The organism is Pseudoalteromonas sp. SR43-5, from assembly GCF_014163835.1.
Lineage (GTDB): Bacteria > Pseudomonadota > Gammaproteobacteria > Enterobacterales > Alteromonadaceae > Pseudoalteromonas > Pseudoalteromonas distincta.
This window is the reverse complement of record NZ_JACJEA010000021.1, coordinates 1-12,721: the sequence shown is the minus strand read 5'-3', so window position 1 is coordinate 12,721 and position 12,721 is coordinate 1. Positions and strand designations below refer to the sequence as shown.

Genomic DNA, 12,721 nt, shown 5'->3' with positions numbered 1-12,721 from the left:
TATGATAAGCGCTCGTAATCTAGGTCTTAATGTAATGCTCCCCTTATGCCTGCTTTTTGTGAGCTTTTATGCTAAATCTACAGAGTTTGTTGTAGTGGTAAATAAAAGCAACGCAATTAACGCATTATCAAAACGAGAAATTATTGATATTTACATGGGCAGGTATTTAACTTTCCCTGATGGTGAGACCTCAAAGCCACTCGATTTGCCCGCTCAATCAGCATTAAAAAACGATTTTTACTTAAAACTGGTCAATAAAGACGAGCAAAAAATAAATGCGTATTGGGCCAGGTTGTTATTTTCAGGGCGTGCAAAGCCCCCTACACCTTCGGCATCCGTTGAAGATGCAATAAATAAAATTGCAGCATCACAATTTGCTATTGGCTACATTCCGCTATCGCAAGTTACAGATGCAGTAAAAGTGGTATACACATTTGATTAAAATTATTAGCCAAAAACTCTACATACGCGTTGCTATAGCAATTGCGTTAGTTGCTATTGTTGTATCTTTAGTATCGTCAATGCTGTCGTATTATTCAGGCTTTAAAGAAAAGAAAAACACCAACTACTTACTCGTACAACAGTTAGCGCAAACAATGGAAAAAACAGCCGCCATAGCTGCTTATTTAAACGATAAAGAGTTAAGCCAAGAAATAATTAACGGCCTACTCAGTAACGATTTAGTGCAAGGCGCAAGCCTAGAAGGAGAAGTAAACCCTAAAGGAAAGATGGATTTATTTATAGCAAAAGGCTCTACTAACAAAAAAAATGAAGCTGTTTTAATTAAATTAGTTCACCCTTTTATAGAAAACACTTTTATAGGTGTACTCGCCATATACCCTGACGATAACTTTATTGAACAACAAGCACAGTCAGCGCTTATAAAAGAATTTATCTTAATGCTGATTCAATCCATTGTTATCGCATTTTTTGTATCGCTGGTAGTTCAGCGCTGGCTTACACAGCCTATTCAAAACCTAACCGACAGCTTTGCTAAAATAAATCCAAGCGAGCCAGAAACCCTTAAAATGCTAACCTTCAAGCAAGGCAAGCGGGACGAAATAAGCCGTTTAACCCAAGGTATAAATGCCTTAATGCACGAGCTACATTTAACTATTAGTAATGAGCAAACACTGCGTAAAAAAACTCAAGAGCTAGAAGCTAAATTTAGACTTATTTTTGAACAAGCCAGCGCAGGTATTTGTTTACTCGATGACAAAAACATTATCACCACCTTTAACCCTGCATTTAAGCATTATTTTACCGTACCTGGTGAAGAAGAATTACCAACCTTGCATTTTCCTGAGTTACTTAGCAATGTAGACGAATTACAAAGCCTACTGGCAGATATTCGCTCTGCTAAAAACCCACCACAAACCACCTTAGATGTAGAGTGTAAAGTTGGCTATAAAACGGTATGGTTTCATTGTTTATTTGTAAGGTTAACAGACCAAAGAGATACCAAACGAAACCCCAAACAAGAGCAGCTAGTAGAAGTAATTTTACACGATGTAACCGAGCGCGCAGAACGCGAACAGCAAACCCGCTTTGAAGCCGATCACGACCCACTCACTGGCTTATTAAACCGACGCGCCGGTGAAAAACGCCTTAAAAAAGCACTACGTGAATGTATTAAACATAATGAACATTTAGTACTAATGATGATTGATTTAGATAAGTTTAAACCCATTAACGACACCTACGGCCACGAAGCCGGCGATAAAGTGCTAATTGAAATAGCGCACAGATTTAAAACACTTTTTCACGAAAAAAACGATATGTGTATCCGCCTAGGCGGTGACGAATTTATTGTTGCGCAGCAAATTAAAACCTACGATAAAACGGCAACACAACAAAAAGCAATCGCCTTACTAAATGAGCTACAACAGCAGGTTAGTATTTCAAACACAAAAACATGCGCAGTAGGTGCAAGCATAGGAATTGCAATAGCCCCATATGATGGTAATGAACTACATCAATTAATGCACAACGGTGATAAAACTCTTTATCACGTAAAAGAAACAGGCCGAGGGAAAGTTGCCTTTTATGACGATATAAAAAATTAGATGGCGTGAATTAGTAACTACATAGTAAATGCTATAATGTTTTTATGGCTTTCAAATAGTCTTTATTATAAAAATAAGCCGCTAAACCAAAATAAGAAATAGCACCTAAATAAGCAATTGGAAAGTGTGAATATACACTGAGGTAAATAAGCAATAATATAAAAAACAGACTAATGCTAAAGCAAACCACTGCCAAAAGCCTGCCTAACCAACATATAGATTGGGCTGCAATATTTAAAACAAACAAGGTAATAGCACCAAGTATTACATACACTAAAGTGTTTAAATCTTCCCCATGCGCTAAACCATCTTCGGTATAGTACATCATGTAATGAGCAAGCGGAGTCAGTGCTAATAAAGCCCAGAAACCATAACTGCTCCAAGTTGATGAGACAAAATAGTTACTACCAATGACAGGCGCAGGAAACGATGCTTTATATCTATTTTGGTTCATGTGGATTCCAGTTAAGCCGTTTTATATAAGTTGATAGCTAGGCTTTTATTAAAAACACAAAAGGCCAATAGATAATAAAAACTATCTGTATTATTGATTTTTATCAAAAAAATTACAACTTGATTGCACTACTAACCAAAATACAGAATAACAATTGTACTATTAGCAATTAATCAAAGTAATAAAAAATCTAATTAAAAAGAATATTGAACAATAAACTTTTCAATTGATAGAATGCCCTACTTTTTCCCATAAAGAGATACAATGGCAAACTTCAATACTCATCTTAATACTGCCGTAATCATCACAGGCTTAGCCTCAGCCACCTTATTATCTGCAGGCCATATTGATTTAAAGGGCGCACTCTGGCTTTGGTTTTTAGGCTCTATTGGCGGCTTATTGCCCGACATAGACTCAGATAACTCAACATCACTCGATACTATTTTTAACTTATTTGCACTGAGCGCTGTATTACTGGTACTGCATTACATAACCACCGAGCTCATTATTGAAATTAGCTTTATCGAGTTAATCTTAGTGCCATTATTGGTGTACGGGTTTATGAAATATATTATTAGACCCATTTTTGAATGGATCACAGTACACAGAGGTAGTTGCCACTCTTTAATATTTATACTGTTATGCGCGCTATTAACGACTCAAGTAACATGGAAACTGAATGACCAATCAACCACACAAGCAGCCGTCTTTGCCTGGTTAACGGGTGGCTTTATTTTACTTGGCGGATTAATTCATTTATTGCTAGATGAAATTTACAGTGTAGATTTAAGTAATGTCACAATTAAACGCTCTTTTGGAACCGCTTTAAAAATAGCTGACTTCGATAACAAATTAATTACGCTAGCATCAGTTATTGCCATTGCAGGTTTAATCTATGTTGCGCCCCCTACAAAGCAAACTATTACAGCGTTAAGTGACTGGTCCCATTTTACGTTTTTATCTTAACGCCGTAAGTATTAAGCCGTTTAACCACATACTCAAAATTAATGCCCTCTTGATAATTAAGATAGTTAAACATTGATTTACTAAGAGGGTATGAGGCGCTGCGCTTTTAGAGGGCATAAATGGCTTGAACCTAAACGATTTCCCAATTTAAGTTTTGAATAAAACCAAAATTTGAGCCTATTTGTAATTAATTATTATTTTTATAGGTTTAAGTGAAATAATTAAATAGCTTTACCTGTCTTATAGGCTAAGTGTAAAAGCTAATTAGCTAAAAAGCTCCCTGTTTGACGTATTCAAACCTGTCGAATCTTTTTAAAGCATTAAATATAAAATTATAAGAGGTAAATAATGGAATTTATGAATAAACGCACCACTCTAATTACGGCATCTTTATTGTTGGTATTGGCGTTAACACAGGCTGTTTTTACTGCCCTTTACAGTGCAGAAATTAGTTTTTCAAGGCAGTATGCATGGGGACTAGAAGCCGTAGTTTTCACTCTACTTGTTGCCTTTGCGGGTTCTGCTATGGTGCAAGCACAAAACGCTCAGCTAGGATGGTCGGCTATAACATTTAGCGCAATTCTTAACATAGTACAGGTAAGCATTGGCCTTACTTTGTTTTCAACATTTGGAAAAGTAGCGGGTGCCGTAGAAGGCGCACAACCTTTAATTGGTGGCGTAGTTTCTTTGTCATTCATGATTTACTACGCAGCTAAATTATTATTGGGATTAGCAGCACTTGTTTTTGGCCTGTCTTTTATCGCTAAAGGTGGCAAAGCAATTGGCGGGCTTACTGCCTTAGCAGGCGGAGTTGCAATGCTTGCCAATGCAGTATTAATTATTGCTGGGCGTGATGGATTCCTACCATCAGGCGTTGCTGGCGCTTCAGGCATGATTGCAACGTTACTATTAGCAATATGTTTGATTAGTCTTAACCGTAAAGCAGACTAAGGTTTAATAGCTTACTAGTAATGTGCTTATTTAAATAAGTTATAAACATCGGCGTGTATTAGAGATGCTAATTCGCTGATGTTTTACGTTTGGTCACAGCCATCTTATTTTTAAGACAAATTCACAAAGAGGATATGAGGCGCTGCGCTTTTAGAGGTTATATAAAAAACTTCAACTAATTGATGTATGAAGTCAAGATTTTACCGCTTTAGTTTTTTGTTGGTATGTTTTGTCTGATTGATAGAAATCCCACCACAACAGCTTGTTTCTCCCGAGCGACAAATGATCAATGGCGAGTAATGATGATAGGTAAAACTAGTGTAGTAACTTGAGTTCTTATCTAATGGTATTTAAGATAACTTCCACTGGTGTTTAAAGTTGTATCGCCTGGTGTTTAACTAAAGAATCTAATTTATTGTGGAGTAATGATGCCTGAATTCAGTCATGAATGTTTTTTAGCAGCAAGAAAAAAAACACGTTTTAGCAAAATCACTCAACAAATTGTTAGTGGACAACTAGAAGAGCGAAAAGCTGAAATATACAGTGCTAACGAGTATGAGTTGTCTGACTATTTTTTAGATTTAATACTTCCTCACGATTTTGGTTCTAGATCATGTACAACTTGGTGCGATAAAAATAATAGTTGGTTTGTAGGCGCCTATGGAAAAATTGCATGTATCAAAAATGATCAACTCTGTTGGGTGGCAGAAATTGACGTTGCAGAAGATGATATATGGTGTTCTACCGTTAACGAAATAGTGATACTGCCCAGCGGCAAGCTGATGGTTACTTGCGAAGCCAACCAGCTGCGGCTAAGAAAGGCTCTTGTCGCGATTTTTGAAACTAATGGTGACATCGTCAATTACTTTATTGCAGCTCAATATAATCAAGTTAATATACTGAAATCGTTTGCTTTAGATAATAATACGGTACTGCTATTTTCTTCCGTGGATTACCCTAAAGTCAGTCATTTGACTCTAGAAGCCTGGGAAATTACGCATGATGAAAATTGGGATAATGTTAGCTTAAATGCTATTCGATGTCGTACGCCCATTGCAATTTGCAGTGCTTCTAATATCACGAATATAAATTCAGATTATTATTTATTTGGCGATGCATATTTAGATGATACGCGGCAAGACATATTAGTGAAATGGGAGCCAGAAAAGCATGACTTTACACAAGTGTCGATATTCGAGCTGGAGTGGAAATCTGATCCAGACAGTCACTTTTTGATTGAAGTCGATGGCACAAAATTATTAATGCTCAGTACAGCAAAAGAGACAGTTAATGAGCATAAGCTGATAGCCAAGTTGTGGGATAAAAATGAGCAGAACCTGATGTGGCAGGTTAGCTACGTATTACCCAAACCTAGCATGGAAATATTGTCCTTTAAGCGTATCAACGAGCAGAGTGCAATCGCATGTTTAAAAGATAAATGCTATCCCGCTAATAATATATATTATTGTAAGCTTGATATGCACTCAGGACAAATAGAAACTGTGTTAGAACTTGACTCTGATGGTAGCTAAATCGTCATTAGTGGCTAAATCGTCATTGAAGATAATGGGAGTTTGACTGCTTGAGTGAGTGTTGTATTTATTAATCGCATAAAAACAAAGTGCAGCAATAATCGCTATTGAGGCTACTTTGCCTAAAAAGCTGTCGGTAAAATTAGATTTAGCAACACGATGATGGTTTGATTTTTTAGGCGTTACTTTAAGCGCAGCTACGCCTTCTATCCGGCAATTTACGGCTTTGGTTTTACCGTCGGGCTGTGTTGCCACTTCAAAATAAAGGGTGTCGCCCACTTTTGGCTTGCGGCTCATATGTTTGAGCGCTGAAATGTGTATAAAGGTGTCGTGCTCTAGGGTGTCTGATTTAATAAAACCAAAGCCCTTTTCGTCATTCCACGCTTTTAACAATCCTTTGTTCATGTATTTACCTGTGCTGATTAAGCTGCGATTACGCAAATTCCATTTAAGTTAAGAATGGTTAGTATACGTTCCTAAATTGCTACCGCGCAACCAAATATTCATATTAGGTTAATTTAAACACGCCAATTAGTTGGCAAAACACTTTACCATATAGGGAAAATACCGAGCTTTGATGTTTAAAATGCAGCAATAAAATAGCCTGTTTTATTTTATAAATTACGGCCATTTGTCCTTTATTCTACGACAGCTAACTTTTGCCAGTCGATTAGCTTAACAGCTTGTTTACACACGGTTTTGTTATTAGTTATTTCTATCTGAATTAAGCGTTTTTAGTGTGATTTTTCATTCGTTATTTACTTAATTTATCTATACAATCCACACCTTATTTTTACGCACGTATTTTAAGTGATTATCTCATGCTATTAACGATTGTTTATATTATTGGTATTACCGCAGAAGCCATGACCGGCGCACTTAGCGCAGGACGAATGAAAATGGATTGGTTTGGCGTAGTGCTAGTAGCCAGCGCAACGGCAATTGGCGGTGGTAGCGTAAGAGATATATTACTAGGCAATTACCCGCTTACGTGGGTACAACACCCAGAGTATTTATTAATTACCTGTATTGCCGGTATTGTCACTACGTGGCTGGCTAAATGGGTGGTTAAATTTAAAGGCATATTTATGCGCTTAGACGCCCTTGGTTTAGCTGCCTTTAGTATTATTGGCTGCCAAGTGGGGCTTAATATGGGATTACATTACGGTATTTGTGTAGTGGCAGCGGTTGTTACTGGCGTATTTGGTGGGTTACTGCGCGATTTAATATGTCGCCAAGCACCGTTAGTATTACACAATGAGCTATATGCCAGCGTATCGTTAATTGTAGCGTGCTTATACCTAGCATTGCACCATTACAATATTGACGACAACATCAGCATTATTGTGAGCTTGGTTGCAGGATACTTAATACGTATTGCATCAATACGCTTTAAATGGCGCTTACCTACCTTTAGTTTATTAGAGCAGCACGCTAAATAAAAATAAGCTTAATACAAAATAAGGCAGGTAATATACCTGCCTTAGTTAATATAACTATTAGCGTATTAATTTAACGCCCGCTTACATCACTTAACGCGGTTTTTAACCCGCAGTTATTTTGCTTAAGCACGCTAAAACTACCATCGGTTTCTAGCACTACTGCGGCTACATCTTCTATAGCTAATATTCCCGCACCACGAATAGCGGCGCGAATTTCTGACTTTGTTACTCGCTGCGATTTAAGTGCAGCCGTGCAGTATTCACCATCACTCAGTAACAGCGTAGGCTCTGCTTTTATGAGCGCTGCAAATTTTGACGAGCGCACACTAAGCCATGTAATAACATATTGCAGCCCTATTAATACTACAAAGGCAAGTATGCCCTCAGCTAAAGGGACGCTTTTTGAAATAATAACAGACGCCAATATAGAGCCCAGCGCAATGGTGACTATAAAGTCGAACACATTCCATTTTGAAAGCGTACGTTTACCCGATATACGCAGCCAAAAAACCAGTGCGATATAACCCAGTACACCTATTGTAAGTACACGTAATAACCCCTGAATATCATCGTAAAACATAGTGGTTCCTTGCTATTAAAGGTGGCAATTAGCTTTTGCTTATAACCCTACATGGCGCTAAGTTAAATAACGATGAATAAAGTGCCTGCATTTACTTTGTTAGTTGTTTTACAAACTTAATTTTACTTAGCTCTGTACTTTGTTTATCAACGTAGCCACAAACGTGATAATCATTCGTGATTAGCATAGTCAGCATTTGAGGAAACCTGTTCATAGATTTAACGTGTATATTGGTAAAGCCTTGTTCATAAGCCCACTTTTCTTGTTGAACAAGTAATTTTTTAGCGATACCTAATCTACGATAGTTAAAATGCACTCCACCAAGCCAACTATAAAATTGTGTATTAGATAGCTCATAGCCAATTTTAAAACCAACTAATGTATCTTCTTTATGTGCTACTAATATCAATGTTTTTTTGTTTTCTAAACGGTTACGTAAAGTGTCACTATCAATGGCTGTTAGTAGTTCAGGGATATATTCACTTACTGCGGTTACATTATCAATTGTGCCTGTGGTTATTGTAATAGGCATGTAATTCCTAGCTTTATAATTGCGCCTAAAAGCCCTTTTAAAATCAGGTATATAATAAACATCATAGAGTTATAGGCTAGAAATGTTCCAAGCTACAACTTACGATAATTTCTAATTACAAATCTTCAATTGCAGCTTTTATTTCATCATAAAAAAAGTCACCGAAACTGTTTGCCAAAATTTTAATTTCTTTGTGTCTTTTGTAAGATAAGCTGGTTTCTACAACGGGGGAATGCTTTTTTGAATCCGATAAGTGTAAACTGAACAAAGGTCCATAACCTGAAGCTTTTATATATATCATATTATTTGAAATATCTGTTCGCTTTCGAGCTGATTCCGTCGCAAAAATAACACAGGGTATTTCACCCACGTCTAGCCCAAACTGAGTTAAGCCATAAAAGGATTCGCCTTCAAAAGATAACGAACCATAGATTCCTAAGAAATATTTATAATCTAAAGGAAATTCTAAACCTAAACGACTTTCAGCATCAGTTATATCTTTATCAGAAACCCCGCCTGTGAATAAAATCTCCTCACCAGTGCTTTCCATCATCTTGATAGCTAATTTAACTTTCTCTATCGACATATAAGCTCACTAAATAAACTCACGAAGTACACTCCCTCATCTGGCAAAGAATATTGTTGACAACAACGCTCGCAAAACCATGTTAAATCGTAATGCTCAGATGTGATGCCAATAATGTACGGCCTTGGATCAATTTTGTTATGTTTAGAGGTAGAATCATGTAAATGACTACATACCTTTTTATTTAGATTAATAGTAAAGTTAAATTTTTTTCAAGTTTCATCTGCTACTTATAAGTTTAAAGCCTAATAAACCGTTACAAAACTTAATTATAATTAAATAAGGTACTACATGTATTTATTAATGTTAAATTAAAACTCAATCAAATTTAGGACGAAGTTTTTCTCTCATTGCTAACATGTTATTTGGTGTAATAACCCACCGTTTTTGATCATCAAATTCAAAATCTATTTTAAAACGCTTTGTTTCATTTTCCATTTGAAAAAGCAGCTGATTGAACTTCTTACCGCATTGCTGGTAAATACCTTCTCTTAGTTGCTCCAAAGCATTACCTAATAACAACCGATCTTCTTCAATTGAAGCAGTAGCAGGTCGTACCCTATCGCCGGTGTATAAAAACCCCGAATTAGATATGTGCCCTTCACCAAATTCAAATATGAAGGTAAATTCAGTCCACGTATTTTCTAGGACTTTTTTGCAGCGTAGAAATAGCTCAGCTATGTTCATTAATATATCTTGTTTAATGTTAATAATAACCCACTTATAATATCTTCATATTAAAAATAAAAACTAGCATTATACTAAGTCACTCATGATAGGGCACTGTTTAAGTCAATCAAAATTTATAATGCCAAAATTAACCCTCTCAATATAAAACTTACCCTACTTTACATTTACACTTTATAAACAATTAAATTTAAGCAATAAAAGCTTTATATACTAATTTTGATACACCACTAAAAGCAATACTACCAAAAAGCACGAAAGCATAAATAAAACTAATTGCTCCAGCTGATGGATCATTTTTTTTATCTATCTCAATGCATAATGAGCACACCAAAATAAAAATGAAAATATTAAATACAACACCAAAAATATAAGCACTGCCAAATAGCGGTAATGCACCGACCAATATAGCACTTATAAAAAGCAATGAGCCTGAAAGTGATTGTTTATCAAACCTAGCTTCAATTATTTTTATTGTTAGTGTACTAAGCATTAATATTAAAAAATAAAGTGTGGGCCAGTATTTTTCGTAATAAGAGCTATTACCGTTTGTTGAGTTACGTTCGGAAAAACTAAAATCTATTAGCCAATAACATAAACCAAAGAACATTAGCCATGAAAACGCAAACTTTTAAATCATGAAAAATTAAATCGGTATCGTTTTTAAACTTTTAAATCCTACATTGAACATTTACAACTCGCTATATATAAAAGATAACATTTTTAGCGAATCGTCTGACTCTTATAGTTTTACGTTTAATACTTAAATAAAAGAAGACAAAATCAACAATTATTTATATCTTGTTACTACGTGTACTTTTGGTAATTTCGTTCTTTATAGCTAAACGAGAGCTTTTAATATCTTTGAAAAAATTATATTGATATTGGATGAGTTCTTGGTATTTTTGCCCTTTAATCAAGAAAAAAGAAAACAACATTAAAGCCATATTAATAGCTGAAGCAGTATGGTAGCCATTGCCTTCAATAACAAAAAAAGATGGCAAACATATAAACGCTAAAAAAAGCGCATAGTATTTTAGTATATTTGTACAAATAAAAGAGCCGCGACTTGCTTTAAAGTTTAAGAGGCAAAACACTACCCCAACTGAAAATAAAATACCTAACAGCCATTCAGGGCTGGTATTGAGGTATTGTGTTAATAAGGTCATCCCTGAGTAGGCCGTCCCTAAAAGTAAAAGAATCGTTACTAATAGAAACCTAATTAAAAGCTTCCATGGAGGTAACAATAAAACCTTCATATCGTTTTGAGACACTTATTCACCTCTTAAATGATGCCATTCACACAGACACTCTAGTTACACCAATCTGAAAAAGTGCCAGCTATTTGAATTGTTCCTCTATTGTTATTTACCCAGGTATAAATTGCAGGGCCAGATTTAAAATATGAGCCCCCTGGCCAATAGTAAGCCCCACTTAAACTTTTACAAAGTACTAAGTAAACAGGCGCTGAGTTAAATGTCATATCTTCACCTTTCTCAACTAACATTTCAAATGAGATTTGATTATAAGAATCACCTTTAAAAGTAGTAACTACATCAGCAGTAAATACATACTTTTGGGAATCATCAGCTTCTTGAAAAACGTCTACTCTAATAATTGTTACTTTAGCTAAATAATCTGTACTTTTAACCGCTTTTTTAAAGCCATCAAGCTCTAATAAATCAATATGCTGAGCTTTAGTACAAAAGCTAAAGCTCATAAAAAAAATGTACGCAATCAGCGCTTTTAATTGGCTACAAGTTTTCAATAGAAGCTAATTTGCTAATCGCAGTGGTGTTACAAACCCAGTATTTTTTTTTGTCACTCTTTTGTAGCGTAACTGTTTTTTCATTTGTGAGTGTATCGAATTCCTCACTACTGTAATCACTCAATGTAATTTCACTTCCTTCTTTTTTAAAAACCAAACTGTGTTCAATAGCTAAAAAACGATGATAGCTCGACTTTTTTACATTATTGAGCTCCGTTGAATCAATAACCGAGGCTTCATTTATAGTTAATTTATCTAAGTAAAATTTACTACCTACTTTACTTACAATCAACTCCATAGGTTTAGGCTCACTAGCATTACATTTAAATATAACTTGCGAAGCACCTTGAGCTGCATTACATGACGCAATAAAACAAAAGAGGTTAATCTGAAGAAGCTTATAGAGGTTACTTTTTATCATGCTTTTTAAATACCCTCAGTAGTTTAATATTATAGTTATTTAGCAAAGACACTACTTAATGTTTAACTGATACACCTAATAAATCAAAGTTATAAAGCGTAACTGAATCGATAGAGTGTTCTTCAACTAACTTAGTGTTTTTTACGCTAATAACACCTTTATCAATAGTAATATTGCTTACATTACTGCTCAAAGTGAAGTTAGGGAGTGCGTATAGCTCTGAGTTGATGATTTGATATCCCTTTAATACTTGTAATTTATTACCTGCATAATACTTTATTAGTACATAATAATTTTTGTCTTGTTCCAGCAATGTTATTTCTGGCGTATGACCTTTTAATCGAGTGGCAATAAAAGGGATCCCTTCACTAAAAGACAATATGTAGGTATCACTTGTAGGCAAGCAAATACCTGACTTATTTTTGTGGAGTAATTTAACTTCTTCAAACTTCAATGACTGGATAGCCCTGTTTTGTCCTCAATTTTTATAGGTTTAAATACTTTCATATTTAAACACTCTGACGCCAAAGCGGTATGACTTATCGTAAGTAATAAAGCACAAATTAAAGCTTGTGTAAGCGTTATAAGCTTTAGCAGTTTTTTTAGCGAGGTTTGTTCAGTCTTTACTTCATTCAACCTGTAAGTAGTAACCCTTTTAACAGATTGAATCATTTTTGTTGGTGACATTGAAAAGTCCATTTTTAACGTTATTTTTTTAATTACAATTTTTTAGTGG

16 protein-coding genes and 1 pseudogene are annotated in these 12,721 nt (G+C 35.3%); 6 read left to right on the top strand and 11 right to left on the bottom strand.

All coding sequences use genetic code 11. From position 1 onward, the window contains the following. Window position 1: 1 nt before the first annotated feature. Both H5090_RS13350 and H5090_RS13345 read left to right on the top strand, forming a co-directional pair. A complete protein-coding gene (locus H5090_RS13350; protein WP_058550077.1) occupies window positions 2–442 on the top strand; it encodes a hypothetical protein in 441 nt (146 codons plus the stop codon). After that, complete coding sequence (locus tag H5090_RS13345) at window positions 435–2,066, top strand: sensor domain-containing diguanylate cyclase (protein WP_182695929.1); 1,632 nt, start codon at window positions 435–437, stop codon at window positions 2,064–2,066. The genes H5090_RS13350 and H5090_RS13345 overlap by 8 nt, the downstream gene beginning before the upstream one ends. A gap of 31 nt (window positions 2,067–2,097) precedes the next feature. On the opposite strand, the gene H5090_RS13340 is transcribed toward H5090_RS13345, so the two are convergent. Further along, window positions 2,098–2,520, bottom strand: coding sequence for a hypothetical protein (locus tag H5090_RS13340; protein ID WP_182695928.1), 423 nt, complete (start codon window positions 2,518–2,520; stop codon window positions 2,098–2,100). Window positions 2,521–2,784: 264 nt separating this feature from the next. Between H5090_RS13340 and H5090_RS13335 the strand changes: the two genes are divergently transcribed. From H5090_RS13335 to H5090_RS13325, 3 genes are all read left to right on the top strand, one after another. After that, window positions 2,785–3,486 carry a metal-dependent hydrolase gene (locus H5090_RS13335; RefSeq protein WP_182695927.1) on the top strand — a complete coding sequence of 234 codons (702 nt, stop codon included), beginning with the start codon at window positions 2,785–2,787 and terminating at the stop codon, window positions 3,484–3,486. Between the two features lie 348 nt (window positions 3,487–3,834). Continuing rightward, window positions 3,835–4,437 (top strand): thiamine biosynthesis protein ThiC, encoded by a 603-nt coding sequence (locus H5090_RS13330; protein ID WP_182695926.1) that lies wholly within the window; start codon window positions 3,835–3,837, stop codon window positions 4,435–4,437. Window positions 4,438–4,865: 428 nt separating this feature from the next. Next, window positions 4,866–5,969: a hypothetical protein gene (locus tag H5090_RS13325; RefSeq protein WP_182695925.1), complete on the top strand. Its 1,104-nt coding sequence runs from the start codon at window positions 4,866–4,868 to the stop codon at window positions 5,967–5,969. 191 nt (window positions 5,970–6,160) lie between these two features. Here H5090_RS13325 and H5090_RS21090 read toward each other — a convergent pair. Further along, window positions 6,161–6,374 (bottom strand): annotated as a pseudogene (locus H5090_RS21090) (cold shock domain-containing protein); the annotation flags it as partial. 416 nt (window positions 6,375–6,790) lie between these two features. Here H5090_RS21090 and H5090_RS13315 point away from each other — a divergent pair. Next, on the top strand, window positions 6,791–7,411 hold the full coding sequence (locus H5090_RS13315; RefSeq protein ID WP_182694263.1) for a trimeric intracellular cation channel family protein: 621 nt from the start codon (window positions 6,791–6,793) through the stop codon (window positions 7,409–7,411). 70 nt (window positions 7,412–7,481) lie between these two features. On the opposite strand, the gene H5090_RS13310 is transcribed toward H5090_RS13315, so the two are convergent. From H5090_RS13310 to H5090_RS13270, 9 genes are all read right to left on the bottom strand, one after another. After that, on the bottom strand, window positions 7,482–7,991 hold the full coding sequence (locus H5090_RS13310) for a DUF421 domain-containing protein (protein WP_182695923.1): 510 nt from the start codon (window positions 7,989–7,991) through the stop codon (window positions 7,482–7,484). 91 nt (window positions 7,992–8,082) lie between these two features. After that, complete coding sequence (locus H5090_RS13305; protein ID WP_182695922.1) at window positions 8,083–8,523, bottom strand: GNAT family N-acetyltransferase; 441 nt, start codon at window positions 8,521–8,523, stop codon at window positions 8,083–8,085. Between the two features lie 115 nt (window positions 8,524–8,638). Continuing rightward, on the bottom strand, window positions 8,639–9,109 hold the full coding sequence (locus H5090_RS13300) for an SMI1/KNR4 family protein (protein ID WP_182695921.1): 471 nt from the start codon (window positions 9,107–9,109) through the stop codon (window positions 8,639–8,641). Window positions 9,110–9,427: 318 nt separating this feature from the next. Then, complete coding sequence (locus H5090_RS13295; RefSeq protein WP_182695920.1) at window positions 9,428–9,796, bottom strand: hypothetical protein; 369 nt, start codon at window positions 9,794–9,796, stop codon at window positions 9,428–9,430. 190 nt (window positions 9,797–9,986) lie between these two features. Continuing rightward, entirely contained in the window at window positions 9,987–10,406 is a 420-nt protein-coding gene (locus H5090_RS13290; RefSeq protein WP_182695919.1) for a hypothetical protein, read from the bottom strand. A gap of 184 nt (window positions 10,407–10,590) precedes the next feature. Beyond that, window positions 10,591–11,070, bottom strand: a complete 480-nt coding sequence (locus H5090_RS13285; RefSeq protein ID WP_182695918.1) for a hypothetical protein — start codon at window positions 11,068–11,070, stop codon at window positions 10,591–10,593. Between the two features lie 38 nt (window positions 11,071–11,108). Next, window positions 11,109–11,516: a hypothetical protein gene (locus tag H5090_RS13280; RefSeq protein ID WP_182695917.1), complete on the bottom strand. Its 408-nt coding sequence runs from the start codon at window positions 11,514–11,516 to the stop codon at window positions 11,109–11,111. A 34-nt stretch (window positions 11,517–11,550) separates the two neighbouring features. Then, window positions 11,551–11,985, bottom strand: coding sequence for a hypothetical protein (locus tag H5090_RS13275; protein ID WP_182695916.1), 435 nt, complete (start codon window positions 11,983–11,985; stop codon window positions 11,551–11,553). A gap of 55 nt (window positions 11,986–12,040) precedes the next feature. Further along, entirely contained in the window at window positions 12,041–12,439 is a 399-nt protein-coding gene (locus H5090_RS13270; RefSeq protein WP_182695915.1) for a hypothetical protein, read from the bottom strand. Window positions 12,440–12,721 lie beyond the last annotated feature (282 nt).